Here is a 26287-nt window from a genome sequence, read left to right on the forward strand (position 1 = left end):
ATATATGTTCTGACCTGTTCTGCAAACCGAAATGCTTCCGCCTCCGTTTCAAAAGTTCGTTTCGGAATCACATGTGCACTTGCCTTATTAATGAAAATAAAGAAATATTGTTTTGTCTCATTGAAGCTTTCCAGACCTTTCCACTGCGTAGCACCTGAAGTCATATCGTTGCTCCAGCGAATGTCCTGCTCTGTAATTTCAAGCTGATGATCACCCAGTATCCCCTTGCTCTCACGTGCCAATTTCTTAATTTTCTTTTTGGTTCGTATGTAGGTCATACCATTGGCAAATATACTGCAAAGCAGTGCAGCAATAATAGCTTGTATCCATGAAAAATCAAGTTGTCTAAATATGATGGCAATAGCCACAGGCAGCACACATACAGCGATCAGCACACCTTTCCCATACAGTTTAAACATCGCAAATTTGTTCATTTGCCAGTAATCTTCTTCTGTCAGCTGAATATGCATCATGTTACTAACTTCCTCCACTCGTTATAATCTAGTCTGATATTACTCATAAATCTTGCCCATATACAGAATCTGAGCACATCTCATCCATGGGTTATCCGGCTTCACGTAATGAGTTAATCCATCTACCGAGACTTGCCCCCACTCCGCTGCTGCTTCCAAAAATGACGCTATTGAATCATTCTGCCATTCATCTGCATGACCTTCCCGATCCTTGCTTAATTGTTGCAGGAAGGCCATAAAGGTCACTTCATCTTCGACTCCATTTACAAGCTCAAATAACGTTTTTTTCATGTTCTTTTGTTCACCTGCTCTCGATGCTCTTAGCTTCGTAAGGTTACTCCAGAATTTTTTCCAGTTTGCGTCTACAAACCTCCAAGTCATAATCCGAGTTATCCAGCCATACCTTATCCATCTGAAGTAAGTAGTAGATTTCGGACTCCAGATTCTTTCTTTCCTGCAAAACCTGTACCGTACCTTCAATACCCTTATAACCCTGTGCTTGCCCAAAACCCTGATTCGTATAGTAGTCAATAAAACCTTCAGACCATTCTTTTGGTCTTTCACTAACTGCCTTATCAAAGGTATAGGATATATCTTTCTGGTCGATATAGATGAGAAGCGGATTCAGATCATGAATGATACGCCCCAGTTCCAATACATACTGCACGTTCTTCTCTTTGGATTGATTGCATTTTACAAGACCCATGGTTAGTGGATTCTGGATAAAACAACACTCAAATATCGTGATGCAGTCATCATTCGTGCTTAACACGTTTTGGGTGAAATCTTGCCACTTCTCGGTGATCAGTTTAACATTTTGCTCAAAAGGAATTTCGTAAATATCTCGGCTGAAAATATCCTGTAGAAGGTGATCGGGAAGCTCTATTCCCCATTGTTCTTTCATCTTACGATAAGGAATCAGGAAACCTTGATCATGGACAATCGCATTGCTTTCCAGAACCTCTCTGTATTTTTCATGCTTGGTTAATAGGGTCCCGAAGTCTCCAGTATGATAAAAAGCAACACCTTCATAATCGGCAGGGTGATTCAAGTTCCCTTCTTGAAATAGTTGTACCTCCTTGCCTTGTCCTATCAAAATTTCGGATACCATCTTGGCAACCGTTGACTTGCCTGAACCCGGTAATCCTTCAATCAGTATTAATCGCCTAGCCATCATTACATCACCCTTTATTTTGTATAAAATTTTCAACTCCATGATCAAGACAATGTTCTACTGTGCTTAATCAATATCTGCAATAACCCATTGCGCGTTATCACCATCTTCTTTCTTTTTCCAAAACACCATCGTATTGTTATACTCTTCGTTGTTCTCTTTTAACTCGTTAACGATCACCACTGCCTGATAGAGCTTCCTTTGCTCCTCTATAGTTATGTCGCTCATGGAAGTAACCTTGAGAACTGTGTATCTTCCCATGCCTAATATAGGAGATTCAGGATCAATCAGACTCATATATGCTTTTTCATCCTTTTCGTATAAATAACGCATGCGGGCATTCATAAGTTTAACGATTTCCAATTGGTCCCCGGTATAGTTTGTTTCATCGAGATACACTGGTGGGATATCTTCCTTCTCTTGGGATGTCGATATTTCTTCATCCTGTTGTGTCTCTTTTTCTGTGACATTTAAGGGTGAGGAGTCTATTAATTGCTGTGCATCGTCAGTGTTTCCCTTGTTCTGACAGGCAACCAGAAGTAGAAACAATAATGAAACTAGGGTTAACTTTTTCATATTCCGTCCTCCAATCAGCAATCGTCTACATAAGAAGACTTCCTATCTATGTAAAATTTTCTCTCAAGGTACATCATAACCCATAATGTGGGATTTGCGAACGAACGAAATTAGCCATTTCTGCATATAAGGCATCTCACGCCATAAACACGCTTCTCTGCACAAGTTATATCATGCATAGAGCGTGGATATCAGCAGAACTTTTTCCTAACTTTTTAACTGTCCATAGTGAATCTAACTATCTATTAAATAGCATTTTCATTATGCCAACCGCTTCAATCTGGATTTCTTTTTCTTCATGATCCGAGAAAAGATAACTATATGTTGAAAATATCCCCATATGGCGTATGTGTCCACCTTTGTAGTGAAGCCTCTTTTCGTCACCGTCGATCGTCTGCGTAAACGTCCTGCCTTCATCCACATCATACGAAGCATGGATGCCATGTTCACTCGAGAGCCAGGCAACAAAATCCTCTTCGTTTGGATTGGTCATGACCAGAACAACGAACAGCACAACCAACACAGCCATGGCCGTTCTTAGTCCTAGCTTTCTCTTGCTACTCTGTTGCGCGTATTCAGTCTTCATTCCATTCACCCCATTTCTTGAACAGAAATCTCTACGTTCTTTGCCAGAACCCAACCACTCAATCCATACGAGGATGAGATCACCATGTACTTGTATTTTTCCTCGATCAGCCGGGTGTACAATTCGTCATAGGAATCATAACTGACAGGCCAGCCGTAGCCCTTCCCCGACTCTAACAACTCTCGATTAGAAGGGATAAAATGTACTATATCCCACTCATCCAGATCCAAAATAATGCTGCCATGCAGCGGTGTATCAAACGCATGGGCCATTACACCAGAGAATAAGACATCCATATTTTTCGGCACAGCATGACTTGAACGAGTTCGCATCCTGATCCATTCATTCTCTAAATCAACTTCGTAACTTAATATGATGTTGTCATGCAAACTTGGCATAGTCCCCCTCCTTCCAGTAAGCTGTATGCTCTTATATCAAACACCGTAATATCGTTTATAGTCGGAGACCCAATCCAATTTGGAGAAATCAACAAAATCATACGGCTCGCACCGTCTAAGGTACAGTAACTCCTCGTGCGCCTGTTCCCCATCCATTTTTTCCAGGTAAAACAATGTCTCCTCATACCCTGCACCACATAATAACTGCACATCAATATAACTGCTCGTATCCTGATTCATCTGTTTGGCCTGCCAGATCAATTCAGTGTCCTCTACATTTCCGATACAGAACAACATGATGCACAACCGTTTCAGAACTTCGTTATCTTCTGACTGTCGATTCTCCATCTCTTGACGAAGCAACTGTCGGATGGCCTCCCGGTTTACCCCATCAGGTTCCAATCCGTACAGCTGCAATAGTTCTTTCTCGTGCATACGTGCACTCCCTGCCTACTTGAGAATGTTATTTAACTCTTCCGCTTTTTTCCTGCTATCTATTCTAGCATAAAAATAAAAAGCGATGATGTGCAGCACGAGTTTTCTTCTCGTACATAATAAAAAGAACTACTCACTCATGAGTAGCCCTCTATGCATCTATTTTGATATTAGCCTTATTCAATCTCCAGATACATCTCCTGATTTTGCAGGATCATCTCGTTCATGTGTGCAATAGCTGCTTGCGCCAGGGTCTGATAAGTAGCATATAATGCTTCTGTTCTCTGAAGTAGGATCGGGTCCTTTTCCAGATCCGTTGCCAATACCTCGCGCCACTCTTCACCCACTCTGTTTTTGTCCGTAATCAGGTATTCAATTTTGTCCAGTACAGTTACCATCTCATCTAAATGAAAAAAGTGCATCCCATTTTTAATTCCATTCCAACTCTTGATCTCAATGATGTTATATGCCGAAAACCAATAAAATTCTGCCAGACTCTTCGTGTGATTATGATAGGAATAGAACAGAAATAAAGCTTGTTGCCCTTCGTGTAACTTGCGGTATATCTCTGTTTTGGTTGCCATATCTCTGCCCCGTACCGAAACAAGCATCGGTTCAATACACAGCCAGCTAAGTTGCTTTGAATATATATCTTCTGGTCGAAGTTTAGCCTTCATAACATGCTCCTTTCTTGTCACCACTTTAAGGATTCTCTGCTGGTTCCACTGCCGGGTCATTCTCTCCGCCCATTCTGCGTCTGGATGTCTCCATCTTCCCTGTCGAAGGCACCTGTTCAGACGCTTTAACTAATCCGAATTTGGGCATGTTGGCGTATATGGTCTCGAAGGAACCTGACTGCGCTTTGTATGTTTCATGATAGATCCCTACTGTTCCGTCAGTACCAATGGATCGGTTGAATTTTTTCCAAGCTTCCAAGTGTAATCCGCCCCGTGCGTATCTCTCCAATTCATCGTAAGAGCGCCAGTATTGGAGTAGTGTCACCCCACGCCGGCTTATAAAATACTCTGTACTCAGAAATCCGGTTTCCGGATTCATATAGAGTTCTTTAATCATCGGGCCCATGGACTTAAAGACAGGCAACCATTTATGTATAGCCCACAGACGATTGATCCTCATTCCAATGATAAAAACAACAAATTCTCCCTCAATCTTAGCTGAATATCTTCCCTTATATATGTTCGGCACGTCACCCCTCCTTCTCGTCAAACATGTACCTTCGTTCGTTAAACTTGATCTTACTAGCAATATTAAAAGCTTGGCTTGGCGTCACACCCTCTTTAATTATCCCGTACTATCCAATAATCGGACGTTAGTCCACATTAATTCTAGTGACTTAGCACGCTTATCCGCTTCTTTTCGATCTTCATGGCTCCATTGCCATCCTCCTTTATGTGATTCTATTATGCAAGATTAATTGCTGACCATGGATGCCCTTCTTTCGAACGCCTCTGTCGAGAAAACCCAATTTCAGATATAACTGCTGTGCCGCAATATTTCTTTCATTTACCGCCAAAATAATCTCATCAATCTCCCGATAGAGCTGGAGAACGAATTCAGGCAATGCCTTCATTGCTGCTTTCGCATACCCGTTTCCTTGGTGTTCCATCGAAATGGATAGAGCGCGTATCAGTATGGTATGAGATGCATCTTTATCTTCAACGTATTCAGAATTTTTATGTAATATAAAGAATCCAACAGGTTTCTCTTCATGAAGGATAACCATCGGGTCTTTGTCCGGATTTTGAATAGCTTCATCAATCACATCCGCAGGCATTGCAGTAAACTGAAGCTGATCTCCTCTTAGAGCGAAATCATGCAAATCTTGGTCATATTGCTCGTGATAAAGAGCCAACCGAATTGAGTTTTCCATTTCCAGACCCTCTCCTTTCACGTAAATCTGTATACACATTCCATTTTGTATACAATTCTTTTAGCGCTAACGCCGTTTTATGTATGAACCCTTCCATAGCTTCCATGGATAAAATATTTAAATTACCCAAAGGTCCGTTGTCAGGGTTAGCTAAAAACTCCAGTTTCTCTCCTCTATACTGATACACCTCAGATTCCAGCAATCCGCCTAGATCAAATGCTCTTCCCATCTTCAGCTCATTTAACCAATCGTTGGCCCTGTTCAGATTCCGTAAAATCATAAACTCCAGCTTTGTGACATCCTGTGTATACACGCTTCTTCCATTGGGATGAACTTCATATGCAGGATAAATATCGAATGTCCAAACACGGTCCGTATAGATATGGGCGATGTAACCGCACAGATATTGCATGAATTTGGGATCACTATAAGCTAACTTCTTTTGGGTTTCAAAAAAGTCTTTAAGTTCTTCGTCTGTTGCAAATCTTCCTGCCTCTGGCATGAGGTGGGTTTTTGACAGCGAGGCTTCCCAATAACAATTCAGGGGATGGCTCGGATATCAACTCGGATGCAATTGCAAAATGTACCATCGGCCAAGGCAATGTAAAAACTCCTTTCTTTATTAAAAGGCTCAACTTTGATGTTCTATACTTTACAAAGCTAAGCGCTCACTCTCTTGTACATGTATCAATTCAATATCCTCACAATAAAATCCTAATATTCCGTCCTCATAGTCTTCAACGTAATATTTCATCGGATGATATCCGTGGTCTTTCAGATCTTTAATATTAAACCCACTTATCTGAACTAGAACACCATGAGGTTTATAATGAAAACTTTCAATATTAGTGAATCTAAAAAATAATTCATATGTAACATTAGATAATGTTTATCAAAAATGTAATATCTGCTATTGAAATATTTTCATAATATTTGTCTTGTTTTATATACAGATTCAACCCAGCAACCCACTCCAAATTTTGAACAGAAAATGCTGGAATAAAAGGTTGAATTAATTCCATGTTTTTCATCAATCTAACCTCTATTCATTTTGAGCTACTCTATCAACACTTTCACTCGCGTAGCAATTTAGTCTCTTCTTGCTTCAAGTCTACAAATATAGGCTTCTGCACATTGTTAATTGTGGCAATATCAATCTCATCCAGACTTTTAAAAATAAGCTGTAATGACTCCTGTTGTTCATCTTCAAATAAAAGAGTTACCTGGTCATCACAGAGTTTTCCTTCCAACTCCGCAATAACGTCAAATAAAAACATTACAAATACTACTTCATTTCCATCCGGATACGTATAGTGCATCCTCTCGCCCGTGTAGATGGAGGCCAATTTATAAGAACTCACCTCAAGCCCTGTTTCCTCTTTTACTTCTCTAATCATGGTTTCTTCGATTCGTTCACCTGGCTCCATACCACCACCGGGTAATCCCCAATCTCCATAATCTGATCTCTTTTGCAGCAGAACCCTCCCCATATGATCTCGAATAATAGCTCCACCCGTAACTACTATACGACTAGTCATTATTCTTGCTCCTCTCTGTTGGATTACTTCAACAGCTCACAATTTTAATCAGGAAACTTTCCTAATGATTTATTTACCAAAATGCACAATGCATTTCCCATTTACCTCAGCATACTTTGCCATGTTCGCAAGCTTATGTAATTCGTTGATTAATTCAACTTTGTTGTACACGAGTTTCTCGTAGCAGCCCTTCTGTTCTTCTCCATCAAAACCGTAATTCCCTGTTAGAACAATCGGATCCGTCGCATGGCTGAATAGATCAATCCAGGCCTGAATCAGTTGATGAAACTTCAACAAAACACTCTGCTCTTCAATCACGGTTATTCCATAGTTGTTCAGCCCACCACATCTCATGCAGGTAGATGGATTCCATGTATCCAACCAACAAAGGGAATCATAGATGTACGCAATGAATTCGTCTTCCAAGGCATGATTCTCTGTGGTTAATCCACTTCCATGTATTCTCCCTTGTGAATCCCATGAGTAGGAGGTATGAATATTTCCGTCTACTTGCGATTTGTTTTCGATTACAAAATGATGCACTGGCATTCCTACGTACTCCCCCCCCTTACGCGTCACTCCCATAGACTCCTCTTAATTCATCATAACCCATGTATTGGTAAATGGAAATTGAAAAAGGTCCTATCTACCTCCCATATCAGGAGAAGCAAAATAGGACCGTGATAAAACTTCCTTACATTCATAAAATCCTTCGTCTACTCAGAAATTCTGTTCCTTCTTCTCGATACATCTCTATAAATTCATTGGTCACATGATCATGCTTCAGTATTCCCATATAATCTGTTCCAGGTTTCTTTGGTCTATAATCTGAATCCATCATGTAGATATTGAAGTGTACCTCATCTTCGTCCTCTGATATATCCGTATGATCAAAAAGTGAAATCACTTCATCTTTACTGAGGAACCTAAACGGAGATTCCTGACGCTCACCTTCTAATTTAAATATTATTTCTCTCTTTCACGCACAAAAGTCTGGGACAAAATCCGGTGGCTACCAGCGATGTTGTCAATTTCAATGTTATATGCAGACTCAGTATATTCAATCTGATGTTGCTCATAATATCTTTTCCAGAACGAAACTGCCGCTGCATTGTTAGCAAGCTGCTCCACTTTGAATGTACCCTCAAATTGAGCAAAAACCAAGTCAACCGCTTGTGCTGCCAGCCCCTGCCCCCGATATTTTTTGACCAAGAACAGCTCCTGCACGGTATAATCCACATCTTGCGGCACATATGGAGGTGAGCACACCAGTACGAATCCAACAACCTTCCCTTCATACTGAATCAAAAACGGATGCAATTCATCGCGTTCCAGATATAGATAGGTGTTCGTTGGATCATATTTCCCCTCTTCAAGTAAATCCTCGCCAGAAAATTCAGACAGATCATATAAGTACAAGTTGTACAGGTTGAGAAACAATTCCTTTTGTTCTGCCAAAATACGCGTAATTTGTACATTCATCTTCATGCCACATCTCCCTTAGTTAATGAGTTGGTTAGTGATCCATACACAACTTTCCCGATATCCTCAACGAGCTTGCTGCGCCCTGTTCTCAATATATCGTTTCAACCCTAGCAGATATAGGCAAAGTTTGGTTTAAACCATAGAGTAACCATAGAGTAACCATACATTCACGGTCGACATGCACATATGTACAAAAAAAAGACTCCCTACAGAGTCCAATTATTGATCTTATCTTTATTTTCCACCAATTATCCATTAGCACTTAGCTAATAATTATTGAATTATATAGGTTCAACTAAACTTTTTACACAACAACGGAGAGGACAGAAATAACCTGAAGAAGCGGAGCTAAAAGCTTTCTGCAAGAAAGCTGCTTCGGAAGCATACACTTCGCCTTTATCACCGGATTTCCCCTTTAAAAAAGGAATCAAAAAAATCTGGGGATAACAGTGATCGGAAGGTTGTTCTGTCATTGGAGTGCTCAGTGTAAACCTCTTTAGTTGAACTTATATAGATAATCAACCACAGGATATGAGATCACATTGCGATCTCTATACGTTGAAATCACCGCTTCGTGATGTGTGCTAAGAATTCCGTTTTGCAACATCACCGGACGGAATCCTCGCTCCATCGCACCGTTGTAGGTGAATAGAACACATTCCTCTGCGGCAAAACCAGAGATGATCACCAATTCAATCCCATGACTCTTCAGTACCTGCTCCAGATCAGTCTGCCAGAAGGCATTGGAAGCTTCCTTGGTAACGGTGAGATCCTTCTCATTCACATCTACCTCGGGAATAATACGATATTCCTCCGGTGGTGCCTCCTCCATGCCCTCCACATCCTGCACGTGAACGACCACATGATCATTCGAGCGCAGCACGTTAGCTACATGGTTAATATACTCGCAAGCATGTTCTATCGATCTCTGGTCCATCTTTTTCCGCACAATACTCTCCTGCATATCAACAATTAGCAAACCTACTTTCATTCAATCTCTCCTCAAAAATAAATTTTACGCCCCATGGCTTAGTAACTTCCCTTGTTTAAACTGAGAACTTAATCCTTAAATAATTCATTCAGCATCCGGTCGCGGTTCTCCAGAAAACTGCGGGTAATCTGATAGTGATCGGTATCCTCATAGGCTACCTCTTGAATATGGCTATCGTCAAAGCTTAAAATCTCTGCCCCCGGATACCCCAGCAAAATGGGTGAATGCGTCGCAATAATGAATTGCGAAGTGCCTGACAGATCATGAAGGATACGCAATAAAGAGAGCTGTCTAGCTGGAGATAAAGCGGCTTCGGGCTCGTCGAGCAGATAGATGCCTTTGGAACTGAACCGATTGACAAACAGGTTGAGAAAAGACTCCCCATGCGATTGTTCATGTAATGAACGCCCACCATAATATTGAAGTGACTCCGGCATCGCATCCACATGTGATGCGAATTGATAGAAGGATTCAGAGCGCATGAAGAAACCATTCGTTATTTTGGGCAACCATGCCAGCCTGAGATAATTCCCGAGCGAGGATTCCGAAGCATGTGTCTCATAGGTATTATTCCTGCCGCCCCCTGCGGTATTGAATCCACATTGATGAGCGATGCCTTCTAGCAGTGTAGATTTTCCTGAACCATTTTCACCTACAAAAAAAGTAACGTTATTCGTGAATTCCAATCGTTCCAAGGACCGGATCGCGGGGATGTCAAAAGGATATTGGTTCCGATTCTCAATCTTGGCCGACATGAGTTCCACACTTCGAAGATACATAATCGTCCTCCCCTATGTGTTCTAGCTCAAATTCATTCCCTTGCCATCGTAACCTATTAACGGGTCATATGAAACCGTGTCAACCAAAAAAGAGCAAGCCATAGGCTTACTCTCTCTTCAGGGTTAATAGACAAATCTGCGCTGAGCCCAGTAGCTGAATACAAAGATGGACACCTCAGTCAATAACTTGGCTGCGAGCAGCGGAATAATCAGTTTTTCATTATAAAAATACAGTAAACCGTAGTTTAGTAACAGCACCAGCAGGACAAGTGAGAAATATTTGGGCAAAGACTGTCGCACCTTCGAGGTTCGTCCAGCGGAGAATACGTACTTCCGATTAATCGTATAGTTGAAGATGGAGCTGCATAGTCTTGCTGCGACAACCGACAGAAACAGATTGTGTGTGAAATACTGAATAACAAATAGTAATCCAAAATCAATCAAAGCAGACAACACCGAAGATGTGCTGAACATCAGGATTGGCATATAGATCCGGAACGAATCAACCAACGGGCGGAAATGGGAGGACTCATTGTGATCCAGATACACTGTATCAATAAACTCCTCCGTAATTTCATACCCTTGCTTGTGTGCCGTTAACAACATGTTCATCTCGTATTCAAACCGATCCCCGGGAATCTGGTTCAGCCAATCCAGCATGGAGTAAGGAAAACCGCGTAGACCCGTCTGTGTGTCATATACTTTGGTACCTGTTGTGAGGGAAAAGACTGCCCGTGTGACGGTGTTGCCAAAACGGCTACGTGCTGGAATTTTCCCGCTGAACCGACGGCTGCCAAGTACAATTCCCGGTGTCGTTTGTGCGAGCAATACTTCGAAGATACGCTTAATATCATGTGGCAGATGCTGCCCGTCACTATCTGCGCACACTACACCGCCCTGATGTCCGTACTCCTTAATATACTGAAAACCTGTCTTCAACGCCCTTCCTTTACCGAGATTGACGGGATGTGTCAGGACCGTACAGCCATAGGCTTCTGCCGTTTCAAAAATGCCACGGTAACCGGGTCCACTGCCATCATCTACAATCACAATGGGTCCAAGTTTAAATGTCTGCAATTGCAGAACAAGATTCAGTAAACGCACATCGGGTTCATATGATGGAATTAATATCGTCATGATCCTTGTCCCTCCGTCAGATATAAAATATCACTTACGCCACGTTCCTGGTTACGCCCCAGCGGATTATTGACGACCCTGCCCATAAAATACATCGTGGATGAACCGCCGCCGTCCAGGTTGTAGGCTTCGGTTGCTCCGAGGCCTTTCATGACATCGGCCAGTTCTGCCAAGGTCATGCCACGGCTGTCGTCCTGCCGTCCGTCCACCACCACGAAGACGTAATGATTCGGAGCAATCATGCCGATCGCAGTTCTTGGATTCGCATCCTGGATGGAGCGGTTGCCAAAGTTGTTATCGATTTTCACACTGCTAAAATCACTGACAATCTCCCCATCCTGGATCAGAATGGGCCCAAAGGATAGTGTATTGGTGGTGCCTTCGGCTAGCAGTTCCGAGGAAGAAATTTCGTTCTCGTTATATGTTTTCATCGTTCCGTCGTTGAACAGGGCAAGTGCATCCCGCGTGGGGCTGTCCCGATACAACGTTCCATTTCGAATAATGACACCATCATCACGGAATCCGTAATAGTCACCATTAATGGCAAAGATCGCATTGTTGGCTGCGGCAATCTCTGACGTATTCTCGGTAATGTTCGTTCCAAAACTGTTGTCCGCCAGCGCAGTTCGCAGGCTGCTTGCATCCGTTAGCTGAACATCGGCGACATAATACGTAATTTGATCCGAGCCTGAACCAGTCTGTACCTTTTCAATATTGACTTTCATATCATCACTCGAATAATTCCAATCATCTGACGTTGCATTTACTTCAGTCGTAGTGGTCGTAGTACTGCTGGAATCATTGGCGTTGCCTGTTGTTGCCGTTGCCGTGTTCTCATCCGCCACAACCACCTGCACATGCCGGATCAGATAACGGTCAGCCAAACTGTACAGGATTCCACCTACTGCAAGCACGATGACAAGTGTGATGATGAGCCATCTGCGCTTTGCTGGGGAGATCGGTCGTTTATGTGGGTCTTTCCGGGTTGGTTTTTCATCTATCTTCATCATGTGAAGCTCACCTCTTCATCTAAGTTCTTAAGGCCATATTAGGCCGGGTAACTTAAATGAATCTGAAACCATATCAAAAAAGGCCATCCGTTTTCCTAGTAAGGAAATCAGATCACCTTGATTTCAGTCTATATAACCTTAAATGTCACTGTTATCGTGTACATATCTCGTTCAACATTCATATCACATAATTTCATCAGGTCTTCTTGTTATGCATCTGCAAAAAGAGCATCGTATGCGGGACAAGGCCGCTTTTCCAAAAATTCCGTTAACGCTGGAGGCTGCTGCGCATAAATATCCTTCAAAGACGTTCCAGTATAGATGTTGCCAATCACGACAGGATGACATAACTCACAGATGAGAATATCCCCGTTACCGTGCAAGTGCAGCTGTTTCGTGCCATCTACACAATTAGAGAAATGCACACCGGGTTGTTCACGCAAATTCAACTGTTCAGCGAACCGATCCATACAGGTAAAATAGAGCGAAGTATCTGACTTCTTATGTTCGATTAATTCCGTTACAGATCGAACAAGGGACTCTTTGGATACAATCTGGCTCCAATCGGTATGTGGCATCTTAATGCTGTTCTGGATCTCATGGATGCGCACACCCAGGTCATACACCTTATCGCTGATGGCCTGCATGTTCGCTTGGTTACCTTCAAACAGTAACGTTTCCAATACCGTCTCCAGACCGGCTTCCGTACACAAACGGATATTCTGCTCCAGTCTCTCATACATGCGAGGATGCACACGGTAGTACGCAGCATACGACTCCGCATCCGTATAATTGAACGAGATATGAATGTTAGACAAGCCTGCATCACGCAACGCAAGAATCCGTTCTTCTGTCAGCAGACTGGCATTACTGTTCAATTGTGTATCGATGCCATGTGCCGCACAATACGTCACAATCTCCAGGCAATCCTGGAATTTCAGAGTAACTTCTCCCCCTGACAATCGCACTCTCTTGAGACGAGGAAGCTCACTAATAATACGGATGACTTCCTGACTATTGATGCACGCTCCATCATCCCGATTGTAGGCGCAGCAATAGTCGCATTTATAATTGCAGTTCGATGTCACTCCCACCTCAAGCCCTTCCAGCTCATATACGCCGGGTGCCTCCAGTTCGAGTGATTTATATTTGTTTTTGGCTATCAATTCGTTGTACCTCCTGGTTCCTTCATTCAATCCACGTTTGGATAACTTGAAGATTATAGCGGAAGGCATCAGGTTCACGATATGACATTATGTACGTTGTTGCTGAAAAGCAAAAATAAAACCCATTTCCTTACTGATCGGGAGTGATGTAAAGTAATCCCATAATCCTTTATTGTATGTCGTCCATGTTGAACTCAGGATTATAGGCAAACTCATGGCTCGCCAGCATGATAAATGACACACGCCCTTTTGAATCAAAATTCATGGACAATCCTTTCATGTTCTCAAATCCTCCTTCCAATATTGCATGATCAAAGGACGTTATGACATGGTAATTTCCTTGTTTATTTTTCTCCATGACATATGTAATACTTTTTACTTTTCCTTTTTTAGTATCTATAAAAGCTTTTTTGCCGTATTGTTGGAAGACCTCCTGGACTGTACTTCCATAACCTATCCCGCTTGGCGTTTTATACGTTTTGAACTTTGCCGGGCCATCAATCATAATGCCATCCACAATTCCATCTTTGTAATGAATTCTCATATCTTTGTACTGATAGACATTCGTGTAGTAGTAATAATCCACGTGGAGTCCAAGTTGCTGCTCAACCTCTTCACGAGTACTTCCTAATTTAATCGTAATATCTTTGGATTTAATCTTAAATTGGAATTCATCCTCAGTAAATATCTTAGTTGCATGAGATGCAGGAGGTTCTTTTGAAACGGCATTACGATTGTATGTCACTTCTGAGCTACTTAAAAAAGTCATGAATAACATAAGATACAGAATTCCTTTGTTCAACCTCGATCGCCCTTTCAAAAATACGTTCTTTATTTAATACGAGTATAGAAGTCTTCTTTTACGATAGCATACATCTTCAGATCCTGAAGCTCATTTTTCACCTTCATGTATTTCCTCAGCACACCTTCGAATTGCATGCCTGCCTTCTCCATGACCTTGGCAGAACCTGTGTTTTCCACTAAACATCTGGCCTGGATTCGCTCAAGCCCCACTTCGTCAAATCCAAATTGGATAATTCTTTTCACTACCTCGGTCATGTAGCCTTGATTCCAAAATTGATCAGATAACACATATCCCAGTTCAACTCTCCTGTTATCGCTATCACACCCTAGATAGTTGCAACTACCGATCAGCCTCTTGGTGTGTTTATCTTCAATCCCCCACGGGCCTATTAGATCCGTCTCATAGCGACTCATGACAAAATCTAAAAAAGCTTTGGTGTCTTCTTTGCTCTGATGCGCGTCCCAGGTAGTGAACTCCGATACAGCAGGTACAACGCAATAACTATACATATCATCCAGATCATCAGAGGTAAGAGGTCGGAGTAACGTCCGTTCGGTTTCCAACACCGGAAATGGTTCGAAGAAACTTTCAATTCTTTTCATAGATTTATCCTCCCTCAGATTGTTAGGAAAAAGAAACACACAGCAGCTCGCTTCATATTGCCTGACTCATCTGTTCTAGAATTAAGGCCACAACCTGAGTGTATTCCACTGCCCATCTTGCATCACATATCGGACTCGTACATGCTTGCGCTCCGAATCTCCCTGCCAAAATTCCACCTCTTGTGCATTCACGGCATATAAACGCCAATGAGGTGTAACGACACCGGGATCATGACTTATCTTTTCTTTCTGAGCTTCGATGGAACGATCCAGTACTTCCTCACTATCCAAAACCTCACTCTGATGACCTGTCATGGCAACTGCTCTCGCTCCAGTTGAACGTTTGCGGAAATCATCAGCGCCCGCTTGATCTCCCTGATCCTCGGCAATTCCCCTTATTCGAATCTGTCTTCCAAGCGAAGGCCAGTAGAAGGTAAGAGCCACATGAGGGTTCTCCTTCAACTGCTGTCCTTTTCGACTCTCCGAACTGGAGGCAAAATAATACGTTTCGTCGATTACGTTTTTCAAAATCAATACTCTCGCATCAGGATAACCGTCTTGATCCACGGTGGAGATTGTCATAGCATGAGGTTCTTTCACTTCGGTTTCTACCGCCAATCTCAACCACTCCAAAAATAGCTTCCCCGGCCGCTCCGGCAACTGCCCCGTATCCCAGATTGGAAATGGGCCGGATAAAGACTTCAAATGTTGTAGCAGTTCTATTGGTTGATCACTCATGTCATCGCCTCCGTCTTCTATTTTATACCATTGTAATACACTCGAACCTATGAGTCTGTACTTCCTGATTAAGTCGACTTATCAGCTCGTGATGCAGAGTTTGTTTGATGTCCATCCGAGTTCCCTCCAAGGTAAAACAACTAATCCAGATGACTTAACACATTTGTGGTGCTAAGTTTCCAACCATGCCTTCCCTTTTCAACGGTATGTACACTGGTGTTGCCCATGGGATAAAAGCTGGACTTATTGCTCCACTCCCTATTTTCAAGCAGATAATACAGGATGTTAATCACTCCGCCATGAGTAATTAATAGAACATTGGACTTTACTGTTTCCTCCTCCATACCTTTCAAAAGACTCTCGAAAGCTGTGCTTATCCGGCTATAAAAATCCCTCGGGCTTTCTCCTCCCGGAAACGGGGAGTCCATCTCAAGAGTATTGAAATAAACCCCTGGGTAATGTTCTTCAGCATCCTTATGGAGCATGCCTGCCAAATCTCCGTTATTCATCTCCCGCCAATCTTTCATTAAGCTAGCGTGCATATTTAATTTTTTTTCAATTTCCCGTGTTGTCTGTACTGCACGAGGAAGATCACTGCTAATGATCGTATGTATGTTGTACTCCTCAGCATGATGATGTAAATGCTCTCCCAGTCTCCTGGATTGATTGATCCCCTGTTCCGTAAGTCCACGCTCACTCCATCCGCCTCGATATCCTTCCTCGTCCATCCCATGCCTTACCAGATAAATTTTCAAGATCTCTCCTCCTTTTCACATTGAACAGGTTAACTATATATGTAACTGGTTTCGTTTGTATCAAATAAACCCGACCTCAGATAGCTTCTATCCAAGATCGGGCATTTCCTGCTTACCATTTATCTTACAAATGTATTATGAACTCGCTCTGATTTGATAAAGTAAGGAATCCAGATGGCACAAGTAAGTACCGACTTGCCAATATCTCTTAACGAGCTTCCATCCTCAAGTTCTCTTGCCATCGGAATCTGAAGCAACAATAAATAATCAATGATACTAACGGCTAGACTGACACTATAAAACATGATCATAAGACGAGGAAAGATCGATTTTTTGCTATAAAAAGCAATGATCGTATAGATGCCAAACACTAAAAAGAGCGTGTTATATACTGTTTCAAAAATAACGACCGGTCCCCATAGCGGGTGATAATAGTCAGATTGCTCCGAAGTTAGCAGCTCCCAAGTCTCTGTTGTAAGCATGGGCAAACAATACAGAACCAATTGGATCGCCAGGAAAATGACCATAAGAAATAATCCAATCTGGGTGAGAATCAGCCAACCACCTAAGCCCGATACGCCTAATGGACGGTAGTCTGTCTTTTGCTCTTGAATATGTGGTTCCACTTAGTAACACTTCCTTAATCAGTTTTGTCTTTCTGAGATGAGTCTTCCTTGTAATATTGCCAATTGAATCTACGGATAAATCTTTCACCCTACTTTACGTGCGTTGTATGTACTCTCACACTCTCCTTATGGGTACCTCTCCATCCTTCTTTTATATAGAATTTTACACAACTTCCTTATTGTACTACGAGTGTCAAGTACGAAACAGCCATTTCAAAAGATCGTACTCATACGCTGCAAAAAACATAGAAGACCTTCGCTATACTTCCGCCATGTTCAGCATAGTACACGTACGTCATAATGCTCTTATACAGATGCAGGTGGTGACTCTGCATTCGACTACGAAGGAGGATATGGATATGCCCAATCCCAAAGTAAAACTTCTGCCTTTTGCCGATATTTCAAATTATGTCGAAGGCTTCGATATCGTTTCCACCCAGTGGGGCGGTGATGGCCTTGTCTATGTGCTGTTGATGAATCAGATCCCCGAAAGAGAGCGAGGTATGTTCGTCCAAAGTAAATTGAAGCAAAGCTATACGTACAAAGTGCTTATTGTGACAGATCAAACTATCGAGGAAGTTGTCATCTGGGGGCAGACGTTCAATTATCATTACGTACAACCATTACATGATCATCTGCTGCTCGTCGGAGCACGGTGTGCGAATTATGGGAACGAACAGTTTGATCTGAACGCCAAAGTGTGTGATTTAGACGGAAATACAATTCGCGAGTTTCTGCTGGGAGACGGTATCCAAAGTGTACAGGTCACAGAGAGGGGCACGATCTGGACCAGCTACTTTGATGAAGGGGTTTTTGGTAACTACGGATGGGCCGATCCAATTGGATCAAACGGTCTGTTGGCCTAGGATGAGCACGGTAATAAAGTGTACGAAAACCGCGCAGCTGACATTGCAGATTGTTACGCACTCAATGTGGTGAATGAGAAGCAAGTCTGGTTCTACTTCTATACCGATTTTGAACTCGGTTGTATCTCAGGGGGAACCAGTGAACCCGACGTTACATTCATGAATCCAAACATCTCCGGTTCCTCTGGCTTCATTACGGATGGTTATCATTTCTTGTTCGATGCCGGGTACGGTAAACATGGGACGTTTGTGCTAAAAAAAATGGAGAAACCCGGAAGATTGAGCAAAGGACAGAAGATTAATTTGTTAAATGAGGAAGATCAGCCCTTCAAGCAGGCACGGCAAGATTTTCGCCAACATCGTCTGCTACTCAGTGAAGGTAACTTGTTGTACCAGGTAACGATGGAGGAGATTACTTCAGCTTCTGGTTTGGATTAGTGGAACAACATGAAGAGGGTTATTTCTTAAAAGACAATCCCTCTTCTTCCAATGCGTTTCGCAGTTTAGGCATGGCAGATGGCCCGATTCCATGCAGCTTCAAAATCTCTTTCTCCGTGTACTCCGCAAGTTGCAGTAGTGTTGTGATGCCTTCATTCTCCAAAGCACGTCTGGCAGGAGCTGACAACAAGGCTAAAAATCCCTCTGTCGGTTTACGTTCAGCTTCGCACGTTGGACAAGTTGGGCAATCACTTTTTTTATAATACGAATGTCCTTGTTCGCATGTTTTGAGTGTTCCTTTATCGTTTGCCATGTGGGCATCACTCCTGGATTTAAGTATTCAACCAGATCTTAATATCTGAAATCATATTTTCGTATTGTTTTAAAGCCTCTAAAGTCCAAATGACTTGTGATGTTCCTATTAACTGTTCCTCTATGTCCGTACATTCAATCCACAGTGACCGTTTAAGACTATACTCGAGCCAGTCCAACTTTCCAGCAAAACCATTATCCAGAACCACTTCCCAATTCGCTGTTAGACTACCCACTCTCTTCTCATATCCAGCTATAAAAGCCAAGAACCTCTCCTTGTTTATACTTCCATAGCTATCTACTGACCAATACACAGCTGTTTCTACCAGATCATGCATCGGATTAATATAACCTGCCGATTCCCAATCTATAATAATAGGTATGCCTTGTCTCCACATCACATTCTTAGGCTCCAGATCTCTGTGACTAATCACTTTATTGGATGCTAGCATCGAAGATGAATTCTTAGCCTTCATGCTCCACTCATACAGCTTATCGATATTGGAATCCAAAATCTCAATCCATTCCGAATTCTCATTTTTTCCTTTGTTCAGATAAAACATCCAATCTATTTTTTTAGAATTAGTCGCCTGTAAACTATCCAATTCTAGTTGTCTAAAATCCGTTTTATGGATATCTGCAAGGATCGTTCCCATCAGAGAACTGTTATTGATAGTAACTTCATCTTGTTCCAAACGTTGACCTTCAATCCAATCAAATATTAGATAGAATTGATTATCAATGTTATGCATAGAAGAACCCTTTAACCTTTTTGCAGGTTGAGCATGGATATGTTCGGCTGCCACGCTTGCGATTTTTTCTGAATCCATATAATTTTGCACAGCAGCAGGTCTTATCATGATCTGGGGATTCAATGCCTTAACTGCATAATTAGCTTGCGTGGTTTCAATGGCGTACATCCGATGAAGAAGTCCACCTGAAATCGGTTTGGGTGAACTGATCAATTCACCAAGCTGTAATTCATTACACAGTTTTTCAAAATTTAAATTATATTGAGTATCGTTCATATGTAATCCCCTTTCATTTTGGCTATTTGTCTGGAGCAAGGCTTACAATCCATACTCGGCAAAAACGGCTGCATATTTCTTTGCAAATATCGTCCAGCGCTTTTCGGCTCCGTATTTGGCATGTAGTTGCTCTAAATAATGCTTGGCTTCTTCCGTATCACCGGTTTGTAGCAGGAAGCGGAAGGGGCTATTTCTCTGATTCGGCAGGTAAAATGAGATATGTCCTCCAATATGTCTCCATTCAATCCAACGGACTGCAACTCCGCGAGTTCGGTGGAATGAACACCACAATTAACATAAAACTGGACTTGACTACTGGTGTTAACCTTTGCTTTTTGAATGTTGAACTTGTATGCGAGGTTTCCATCCGCTCTGTAGAAATTCAGATTTTTCTTGGAATAGCCGTGTTTGGCAAGTAAGGCTTTGACGTCTGTATTGATGATCTTCTTAAAAAGTTCCTGCATTAGATATGCACTCCCCATTCAAAGCTTTAAGAATCATGCCTTCTCCATTTTATAAAAATGCTGTTTAGCTTCTTCTCGCAGCATATGAGCCAGTTTGTACATTTCTGCAATGTCATGTCTGTTCTGTTCCTGGAATCTTCGGATCGCCTCATCAATCTCTACCACTTCAACTGCAACCACCTGCTCGCCATCCTCTGGATTAAGCGGATCAGCAACAAGTTCAACATCTCCATATCCGATGATTCGTACAAAATGGGGATGCGGGATATGCGCTCGATACGCTTCCAACGCACTGGATGTACAGTGGAATTGACCAAAAATCTGATAGGTCCGCAATTCTGCTCCAAGTTCCTCCATCAGTTCGCGCTTCAGTCCATCCATATACTGTTCATCTGCTTCAAGCGTCCCTCCAGGCAGTTCCCAGTCTCCATTTTCCAGTTGGAAAACAACACATTGATCCCCGACAAATGGAATAATACTAATATTACTCACCAGCTTTTCATCCACGATGTCGTTTAATCTGAACTCCGCCTCAATAATTCCCCAATGAATCGACATACTCAACGCCGGGAATTGTTCTGCATTCAAGTTGCTCATCCGCACCCGATCCTCTCTATCTAATACCACTATTCTTCCAATTATAGTCGAAAACATAGAAAGAAGGCCACCTCCCCACCGGGAATATGTGACCCTCTTCTTACACTCTCTGCCCTTAAGCCTTGGATCAATATTGTCCCCAGACTTTCAGACCATGCTGCCTCTAATGCTGCACCAGTTTTCCATTTTCCAAAAAAAGAACCCGGCTACAGAGCGGCAAGATCCGCTCATCATGTGTAACCATCACTGCACTCTTGCCCTGCTCTTTCACGAGCCGTGCAATCATGCCGACAATATCCAGTCCACGTTCCGCATCCAGGCTCGCTGTTGGCTCATCCGCGAGCAGGACAGCCGGATCGTTCATCAACGCCCGTGCAATGGCGACCCGCTGACGTTCACCGCCAGACAACTTCTCCGCATACGCCTTCCGCCGATGAGTCAAACCTACCGTATCCAGCAGCTCATCCACTCGCTTCTCCGCCTTGTTTTTATCTGTTCCGGCGAGCTTCGCGACCACCATAAGTTGTTCTTCTACTTTCAGATACGGAATGAGGTTGGCACTTTGAAAAATAAAACCAAGCTGCTGAAGCCGTACATCGGATATATCTTGTTTGCTTTTGCCCATAACACTCGTTCCGTCCAGCAGAACCTGTCCTTCCGTTGGTTCAAGAAGTGCGCCTGCAATAGACAGGAATGTACTTTTGCCCGAGCCGGAAGGCCCCATCACAGCTACAAGTTCCCCTTCAGCAACCTCAAGGTCCAACTTGTCCAGAATCGTCCGTTTATTGCCACCATCTTCAAAGGTCTGTGTAATTCCTTGTAATACCAATCGGTTTCTCATGCTGCTGTCCTCCCAATTGCATCAAGTGCATCAATTTTGGTAACCTTCCACACCGAGAACAATGAACCCGCCATAGACATGAGTATGAATAATACACAGGTCAGTGCGAGGGTGGATAAACCTAATTGAAACGGCATCGATGCTGGCAATATGGACTCGAACAGTCGAACCAACAGTACGCTAATGACCAGACTACCAACTGACAAGACCAAGACTTGTAACGAAACGCTACCCGCCAGATAACCATTCCGCGTTCCGATGGCTTTTAATATGCCGAACTGACTCGTTTTCTGAATCGTGATGACGTAGAAGAATACCGCAAGCACAAACGCCGAGATGACATATAGAAATGCGATCATCATAAGCAACGATCCCTGCTCTTCCTTATATCCAGGAATAGCCGATACGGCATCCGACTTTGTGATGACTTCCGTATTAGGCATTGCAGTACTCAAGCGGTCTACTTGCTCGCCCCCATCCTTGATAGCAATGGCATTGTACATCGGAGCATTGGCATTGGTGTCTGCTGAACCTTGCGAAGTTCGTGAACTTCCCTGGAGTGCGAGCCATTCCTGTTCATTCAGGAATACCACCGGGGAGTGACTGAAGGACTCATTTTGTACAAATCCACCAACGGTCCACTCCATTCCCGAAGCTTGATCGACCAGAACGGTGCCAATCTTGACGCCAGATTCAGACAACTTATGGTCCACCACAACCTGACCTTTGGTCTGATCCGTAATCGAAGATCCTTCGGTAACCGCTGGAGCAAGCCAGCCTTCCGGATTCACCATGAACAACGTGACATCGATCTTTTTCGTGTCGCCCATTGGACTGACGGTTGTCATTTTCACACCGAGTGGCTCTGCGTTCTCTTGCCCCACCACGGAGCGAGCTTGATCAAGCTGATCCTGATCCACTTGTGACCGAGTAAACCGATGATTCGAATCCTGTTCCAGTACAAAGTGGGTTGCTGCCATATTTTTGACCGAAGCTGCGTTATCATACGCCAGCCCCTGTGCAAGACCTGTAACAAACAGTACCAGAAATGAAACCAGCACCATGATTGTAGCAATTAAGGCATACCGCCCTTTGGCATACCTCATTTCCCGAATAGCCAAGTACATGTTCTGTGACCTCCCTCTTGATAACCCAAGTATAGGAGGCGAAAATGAACGGCAAATGAATAACAGATTACATCTGCGGAAGTGTCACGGTGAAGACCGTGCCCTCAGGTGAACTGGAAACCTCGATTGTACCGTCATGAATTCGAATAATTTTCTGCACAATAGCAAGTCCAAGTCCGGTTCGTCCCGAAGAACGTTCCCGTGCACGGTCCACCCGATAGAATCGATCGAACAGGAAAGGCAGATGCTCGGCAGCAATGCCGTCCCCTGTATCCCGAATCTGAATCACACACTGGTTATCCGTCTGCTCGGCATGAATCTCAATGCTTCTTCCCTGTGGCAGATGATTCACTGCATTTCCCAGCAGATTCATCCACACCTGCATAAGCAGCACTTCATTGCCGACCAGCTGAATGGATTCGGGCACCGATATCCGAAGCAGTAGTTCTTTTTCTTCGAGTTGCCATTGCAGCACCTGAACCGCTTGCCGGAATTGATCTCGCAAAGAGAACTTTACTTTGGACAGATCTTCGTTGCCTTGTTCAAGGGAAGACAGGAGAAGTAGTTGTTTACTGAGCAAGGAGAGATGACGACTCTCTTCCTCAATGATCGATGCATAGTGCTCCCGCTCCTGTTCAGGCAGATCCCGATCCGCCACCAATTGGGCAAAACCCTGAATCGAGGTCAGCGGTGATTGAATCTCATGCGATACGTTGGATACAAACTGCTGCCGCGCCTGATCGACCCTCTCCAATTCACGACTCATGGTCATGAAATGCTGGGCCAATTGCCCAATCTCGTCACGCCGGGCGGTAGGTAATTTTAAATTATATTTTCCTTGTGCAATCCGTTTGGTCGCCTCGGACAGACGTTCAATCGGAGTGACCAGATAACGAGTGCTAATGAGAAAGATTAGAATACTAATGCCCACCGTAAATGCTCCAATCAGCGCAAAAAAGATTCGCAACTCACCGAATTGCAGAATTACATCCGGGCGCATAAAGAGAGCGTAATTGGTATTGCCCAGTTGCAGATGAACACCCACGGTGTTACTTAATTGATTATCGAAGAAACCGGTAATGAACGGTTTACTTGGAAACTGGGCGACGCCATGGTATACATCTCCATTCAGTACCAGTTCTACAGCTTGCTTGTCCAGATCTTTCTCACGGTATTCGCGGCCGTAGAATTGGTCGTTGCCTTTTCCATCCGTCACATAGATTTCGTATCCAAGATCGGCAGCATTGTTCAGATACTGCTCCATTGTGTCGGGTTGCTGCTCCACAAACTGTTTCATTTGCGTCGCGATGCCCACCAGCTTCTCATCATTAAAATCCTTGAGCTTTGCATGATAGTAGATATTCGACAAAAGAAAACCGAGCATGCCGCTGACCACAATCACCGCAACTGTAATGAGGAATACCCGGACGTACAAGGTCCTCAAGGTGCTTTCACCTCCATCTTGTATCCAATGCCCCGCACAGTCTGGATGATGAAATCGTCCGTATAATCAGCAAAACGATCACGCAGCCGCTTGATGTGCACATCAACGGTACGGTCATCTCCTTCGTAATCCGCTCCCCACACGAGCCGAATAAGCTCATCCCGTGAGAACAAACGGCCCGGAAACTGGGCAAGCTGTGAGAGTAATTCAAATTCTTTCATTGGCAAAAAGAGAATGGATTGCCCGTCCGTAACCTCCACATTGTTGCGGTCAATGACGATTCGATTCATGCGGATGATATCGCTGGATGTGCGATGGTACCGACGAAATAACGCCTTTACCCGGTAGACCAGTTCTTCAGGTTCAAACGGCTTGGTCACATATTCATCCGTTCCTTTCAAATAACCATCTCTCTTGTCCGATAGCTGATCTCGTGCCGTCAGCAACATGATTGGAATGTCGTAATGCTGCCGAATGTAATCACATAACTCCAGTCCGTCCATGCCTGGCATCATGACATCAAGGATCGCCAGATCGATCGGCGTTTCTTGCATCAGTTTGACCGCTTCCAATCCATCCTGCGCTTCATGGACCCGATACCCTTCCTTGGTCATGACATGCCGCAGGAGTGCTCGAATATTCGCATCATCGTCTGCCAGCAGCAGATGTTTCATATGGTTGTCCGCCTTTCTATGTAACAAGTACATCTCACTTTGATCCTGCACAGATGGTAGCATAAAAGCAATCTCATTCGCCAGCACACGCATGGAGATAAACTCGACATGTTTATATTTTCTTAAATCTGGTTGACACTACTAAGAGGCAGAACTATAATAAATTTATAACATATGAACAGACGCTCATATATTCATTTGTTAGTGAGTAACCATCGCTAAAGATCATTTATAGCCACAGTAGATATCATATTACATAACGGAGCTTCGCTCCAAAGGAGAGGATTTATATGTCTGGACATCATCAAAATCATAACCAAGGGCACGATCATGGACACGACCACGCTCACACCACCAATAACAAGAAAGTCCTGTTGTTTTCCTTCATTATTATTACCATCTATATGATCGTTGAAGCCATTGGTGGATTCATCACCAACAGTCTCGCGCTTATCTCGGATGCAGGTCATATGTTGTCCGATTCCATTGCGCTCGGGATCGCTTTGCTGGCGTTCACCTTTGGTGAAAAAGCAGTGAATACCGGCAAAACGTACGGCTACAGAAGATTCGAGATTTTGGCTGCCATGTTAAATGGAATCACGTTAATCGCCATCGCGCTCTACATTTTCTACGAAGCCATTGGTCGTTTTATCCACCCTCCAGAAGTCGCAACCGTAGGCATGTTAATTATCAGTGTCATTGGACTGCTCGTGAACATTCTTGTTGCCTGGATCATGATGCGTGGTAGCGATACGGAGAAAAACCTGAATATGCGCGGGGCTTATCTCCATGTCATCAGCGACATGCTGGGATCGGTTGGGGCCATTGCGGCGGCACTGCTCATGATGTTCTTTGGCTGGGGTTGGGCCGATCCACTTGCAAGTGTAATTGTCGCGGCGTTGGTATTACGAAGTGGTTTCTATGTCACCAAATCATCCCTGCATATTTTGATGGAAGGCACTCCAGCCAATGTCGATGTGAATGAACTGGTGCAGACCATTAAACAAGTCGATGGCGTCAAAGGCGTCCACGATGTGCATGTCTGGTCCATTACCAGTAACCTGAATGCGCTGACCGCACATATCGTGGTGGATGGAACGATGGATGTCTATGCATCCGAGATCCTGGTTCAGAAGATTGAACATATGCTGGAGCATAAAGAAATCAAACATGTGACGCTCCAAGTCGAGTCCGAAAAACATCTGCATGATACCTCGGTACTATGTACCGTCAAAGGTGACGCACCAGATGCTCATGCGCATCATCACCATTAATTAATTCCACGTTACTGATAGTGCAAACGAAAACAGGGCAAAGCTCCGTAAGATGGA

General features: G+C 43.4%; 36 protein-coding genes. 3 read left to right on the forward strand and 33 right to left on the reverse strand.

The window, feature by feature from the left end; translation table 11 throughout:
* The 25 genes from QVE09_RS27990 to QVE09_RS28110 all read right to left on the reverse strand — a co-directional run.
* Nucleotides 1-473 (reverse strand): YcxB family protein (locus tag QVE09_RS27990; RefSeq protein ID WP_315939447.1); only part of this gene is annotated, 473 nt, incomplete at its 3' end.
* Between the two features lie 39 nt (nucleotides 474-512).
* Nucleotides 513-764: a DUF7660 family protein gene (locus QVE09_RS27995; protein WP_315939448.1), complete on the reverse strand. Its 252-nt coding sequence runs from the start codon at nucleotides 762-764 to the stop codon at nucleotides 513-515.
* Between the two features lie 43 nt (nucleotides 765-807).
* Nucleotides 808-1647: a P-loop NTPase family protein gene (locus tag QVE09_RS28000; RefSeq protein ID WP_315939449.1), complete on the reverse strand. Its 840-nt coding sequence runs from the start codon at nucleotides 1645-1647 to the stop codon at nucleotides 808-810.
* 66 nt (nucleotides 1648-1713) lie between these two features.
* Nucleotides 1714-2223 carry a hypothetical protein gene (locus tag QVE09_RS28005; protein WP_315939450.1) on the reverse strand — a complete coding sequence of 170 codons (510 nt, stop codon included), beginning with the start codon at nucleotides 2221-2223 and terminating at the stop codon, nucleotides 1714-1716.
* 238 nt (nucleotides 2224-2461) lie between these two features.
* Nucleotides 2462-2809 (reverse strand): hypothetical protein, encoded by a 348-nt coding sequence (locus QVE09_RS28010; protein ID WP_315939451.1) that lies wholly within the window; start codon nucleotides 2807-2809, stop codon nucleotides 2462-2464.
* A 5-nt stretch (nucleotides 2810-2814) separates the two neighbouring features.
* A complete protein-coding gene (locus QVE09_RS28015; RefSeq protein WP_315939452.1) occupies nucleotides 2815-3207 on the reverse strand; it encodes a hypothetical protein in 393 nt (130 codons plus the stop codon).
* A gap of 36 nt (nucleotides 3208-3243) precedes the next feature.
* Nucleotides 3244-3642 carry a hypothetical protein gene (locus tag QVE09_RS28020; RefSeq protein WP_315939453.1) on the reverse strand — a complete coding sequence of 133 codons (399 nt, stop codon included), beginning with the start codon at nucleotides 3640-3642 and terminating at the stop codon, nucleotides 3244-3246.
* Between the two features lie 176 nt (nucleotides 3643-3818).
* Nucleotides 3819-4319 (reverse strand): hypothetical protein, encoded by a 501-nt coding sequence (locus QVE09_RS28025; protein ID WP_315939454.1) that lies wholly within the window; start codon nucleotides 4317-4319, stop codon nucleotides 3819-3821.
* 25 nt (nucleotides 4320-4344) lie between these two features.
* Nucleotides 4345-4848: a DUF4188 domain-containing protein gene (locus QVE09_RS28030; RefSeq protein ID WP_315939455.1), complete on the reverse strand. Its 504-nt coding sequence runs from the start codon at nucleotides 4846-4848 to the stop codon at nucleotides 4345-4347.
* A 202-nt stretch (nucleotides 4849-5050) separates the two neighbouring features.
* A complete protein-coding gene (locus QVE09_RS28035; RefSeq protein WP_315939456.1) occupies nucleotides 5051-5533 on the reverse strand; it encodes a GNAT family N-acetyltransferase in 483 nt (160 codons plus the stop codon).
* A complete protein-coding gene (locus tag QVE09_RS28040; RefSeq protein WP_315939457.1) occupies nucleotides 5490-6035 on the reverse strand; it encodes a hypothetical protein in 546 nt (181 codons plus the stop codon). Before QVE09_RS28040 ends, QVE09_RS28035 begins: the two co-directional genes overlap by 44 nt.
* Before the next feature lie 376 nt (nucleotides 6036-6411).
* Nucleotides 6412-6564: a hypothetical protein gene (locus QVE09_RS28045; RefSeq protein WP_315939458.1), complete on the reverse strand. Its 153-nt coding sequence runs from the start codon at nucleotides 6562-6564 to the stop codon at nucleotides 6412-6414.
* Between the two features lie 42 nt (nucleotides 6565-6606).
* The gene (locus tag QVE09_RS28050) at nucleotides 6607-7071 is read right to left on the reverse strand and encodes an NUDIX domain-containing protein (protein WP_315939459.1); all 465 of its coding nucleotides are present in this window, start codon (nucleotides 7069-7071) and stop codon (nucleotides 6607-6609) included.
* 69 nt (nucleotides 7072-7140) lie between these two features.
* Nucleotides 7141-7620, reverse strand: a complete 480-nt coding sequence (locus tag QVE09_RS28055) for a hypothetical protein (protein ID WP_315939460.1) — start codon at nucleotides 7618-7620, stop codon at nucleotides 7141-7143.
* A gap of 417 nt (nucleotides 7621-8037) precedes the next feature.
* Nucleotides 8038-8559, reverse strand: coding sequence for a GNAT family N-acetyltransferase (locus QVE09_RS28060; protein ID WP_315939461.1), 522 nt, complete (start codon nucleotides 8557-8559; stop codon nucleotides 8038-8040).
* 493 nt (nucleotides 8560-9052) lie between these two features.
* On the reverse strand, nucleotides 9053-9547 hold the full coding sequence (locus tag QVE09_RS28065; protein WP_315939462.1) for a cysteine hydrolase family protein: 495 nt from the start codon (nucleotides 9545-9547) through the stop codon (nucleotides 9053-9055).
* Nucleotides 9548-9615: 68 nt separating this feature from the next.
* Complete coding sequence (locus QVE09_RS28070; RefSeq protein ID WP_315939463.1) at nucleotides 9616-10326, reverse strand: AAA family ATPase; 711 nt, start codon at nucleotides 10324-10326, stop codon at nucleotides 9616-9618.
* A 123-nt stretch (nucleotides 10327-10449) separates the two neighbouring features.
* A complete protein-coding gene (locus QVE09_RS28075; protein WP_315939464.1) occupies nucleotides 10450-11463 on the reverse strand; it encodes a GtrA family protein in 1014 nt (337 codons plus the stop codon).
* On the reverse strand, nucleotides 11460-12473 hold the full coding sequence (locus tag QVE09_RS28080) for a phosphodiester glycosidase family protein (RefSeq protein ID WP_315939465.1): 1014 nt from the start codon (nucleotides 12471-12473) through the stop codon (nucleotides 11460-11462). Before QVE09_RS28080 ends, QVE09_RS28075 begins: the two co-directional genes overlap by 4 nt.
* Nucleotides 12474-12682: 209 nt before the next feature.
* Nucleotides 12683-13639, reverse strand: coding sequence for a radical SAM protein (locus QVE09_RS28085; protein WP_315939466.1), 957 nt, complete (start codon nucleotides 13637-13639; stop codon nucleotides 12683-12685).
* Between the two features lie 169 nt (nucleotides 13640-13808).
* Nucleotides 13809-14441 carry a hypothetical protein gene (locus QVE09_RS28090; RefSeq protein ID WP_315939467.1) on the reverse strand — a complete coding sequence of 211 codons (633 nt, stop codon included), beginning with the start codon at nucleotides 14439-14441 and terminating at the stop codon, nucleotides 13809-13811.
* A 29-nt stretch (nucleotides 14442-14470) separates the two neighbouring features.
* Complete coding sequence (locus QVE09_RS28095) at nucleotides 14471-15046, reverse strand: GNAT family N-acetyltransferase (protein WP_315939468.1); 576 nt, start codon at nucleotides 15044-15046, stop codon at nucleotides 14471-14473.
* Nucleotides 15047-15127: 81 nt separating this feature from the next.
* Nucleotides 15128-15784: a pyridoxine/pyridoxamine 5'-phosphate oxidase gene (locus tag QVE09_RS28100; RefSeq protein WP_315939469.1), complete on the reverse strand. Its 657-nt coding sequence runs from the start codon at nucleotides 15782-15784 to the stop codon at nucleotides 15128-15130.
* 140 nt (nucleotides 15785-15924) lie between these two features.
* The gene (locus QVE09_RS28105; RefSeq protein WP_315939470.1) at nucleotides 15925-16539 is read right to left on the reverse strand and encodes a histidine phosphatase family protein; all 615 of its coding nucleotides are present in this window, start codon (nucleotides 16537-16539) and stop codon (nucleotides 15925-15927) included.
* Nucleotides 16540-16658: 119 nt separating this feature from the next.
* Nucleotides 16659-17165, reverse strand: a complete 507-nt coding sequence (locus QVE09_RS28110) for a DUF2569 domain-containing protein (protein ID WP_315939471.1) — start codon at nucleotides 17163-17165, stop codon at nucleotides 16659-16661.
* Nucleotides 17166-17524: 359 nt separating this feature from the next.
* Here QVE09_RS28110 and QVE09_RS28115 point away from each other — a divergent pair, with 359 nt between their 5' ends.
* Nucleotides 17525-18031, forward strand: coding sequence for a hypothetical protein (locus QVE09_RS28115; RefSeq protein WP_315939472.1), 507 nt, complete (start codon nucleotides 17525-17527; stop codon nucleotides 18029-18031).
* A gap of 18 nt (nucleotides 18032-18049) precedes the next feature.
* Nucleotides 18050-18469 carry a hypothetical protein gene (locus QVE09_RS28120; RefSeq protein ID WP_315939473.1) on the forward strand — a complete coding sequence of 140 codons (420 nt, stop codon included), beginning with the start codon at nucleotides 18050-18052 and terminating at the stop codon, nucleotides 18467-18469.
* Nucleotides 18470-18488: 19 nt separating this feature from the next.
* Here the strand turns inward: QVE09_RS28120 and QVE09_RS28125 are convergent, their stop codons facing one another.
* From QVE09_RS28125 to QVE09_RS28160, 8 genes are all read right to left on the reverse strand, one after another.
* Nucleotides 18489-18782, reverse strand: a complete 294-nt coding sequence (locus tag QVE09_RS28125) for an RNA polymerase alpha subunit C-terminal domain-containing protein (protein WP_315939474.1) — start codon at nucleotides 18780-18782, stop codon at nucleotides 18489-18491.
* Between the two features lie 19 nt (nucleotides 18783-18801).
* Entirely contained in the window at nucleotides 18802-19809 is a 1008-nt protein-coding gene (locus QVE09_RS28130) for a phosphotransferase (RefSeq protein WP_315939475.1), read from the reverse strand.
* 131 nt (nucleotides 19810-19940) lie between these two features.
* Nucleotides 19941-20273, reverse strand: coding sequence for a DUF4304 domain-containing protein (locus QVE09_RS28135; RefSeq protein WP_315939476.1), 333 nt, complete (start codon nucleotides 20271-20273; stop codon nucleotides 19941-19943).
* Between the two features lie 33 nt (nucleotides 20274-20306).
* Entirely contained in the window at nucleotides 20307-20870 is a 564-nt protein-coding gene (locus QVE09_RS28140; RefSeq protein WP_315939477.1) for an NUDIX hydrolase, read from the reverse strand.
* Between the two features lie 163 nt (nucleotides 20871-21033).
* Complete coding sequence (locus QVE09_RS28145; protein WP_315939478.1) at nucleotides 21034-21711, reverse strand: ABC transporter ATP-binding protein; 678 nt, start codon at nucleotides 21709-21711, stop codon at nucleotides 21034-21036.
* Entirely contained in the window at nucleotides 21708-22838 is a 1131-nt protein-coding gene (locus QVE09_RS28150; RefSeq protein ID WP_315939479.1) for an ABC transporter permease, read from the reverse strand. Before QVE09_RS28150 ends, QVE09_RS28145 begins: the two co-directional genes overlap by 4 nt.
* Nucleotides 22839-22905: 67 nt before the next feature.
* The gene (locus tag QVE09_RS28155) at nucleotides 22906-24282 is read right to left on the reverse strand and encodes a sensor histidine kinase (RefSeq protein WP_315939480.1); all 1377 of its coding nucleotides are present in this window, start codon (nucleotides 24280-24282) and stop codon (nucleotides 22906-22908) included.
* The gene (locus tag QVE09_RS28160; protein ID WP_076252748.1) at nucleotides 24279-24956 is read right to left on the reverse strand and encodes a response regulator transcription factor; all 678 of its coding nucleotides are present in this window, start codon (nucleotides 24954-24956) and stop codon (nucleotides 24279-24281) included. Before QVE09_RS28160 ends, QVE09_RS28155 begins: the two co-directional genes overlap by 4 nt.
* A 290-nt stretch (nucleotides 24957-25246) precedes the next feature.
* On the opposite strand from QVE09_RS28160, the gene QVE09_RS28165 reads away from it, so the two are divergent.
* The gene (locus QVE09_RS28165; RefSeq protein ID WP_315939481.1) at nucleotides 25247-26230 is read left to right on the forward strand and encodes a cation diffusion facilitator family transporter; all 984 of its coding nucleotides are present in this window, start codon (nucleotides 25247-25249) and stop codon (nucleotides 26228-26230) included.
* Nucleotides 26231-26287: the final 57 nt, after the last annotated feature.

This window comes from Paenibacillus sp. ClWae2A (genome assembly GCF_032452295.1).
Lineage (GTDB): Bacteria > Bacillota > Bacilli > Paenibacillales > Paenibacillaceae > Paenibacillus.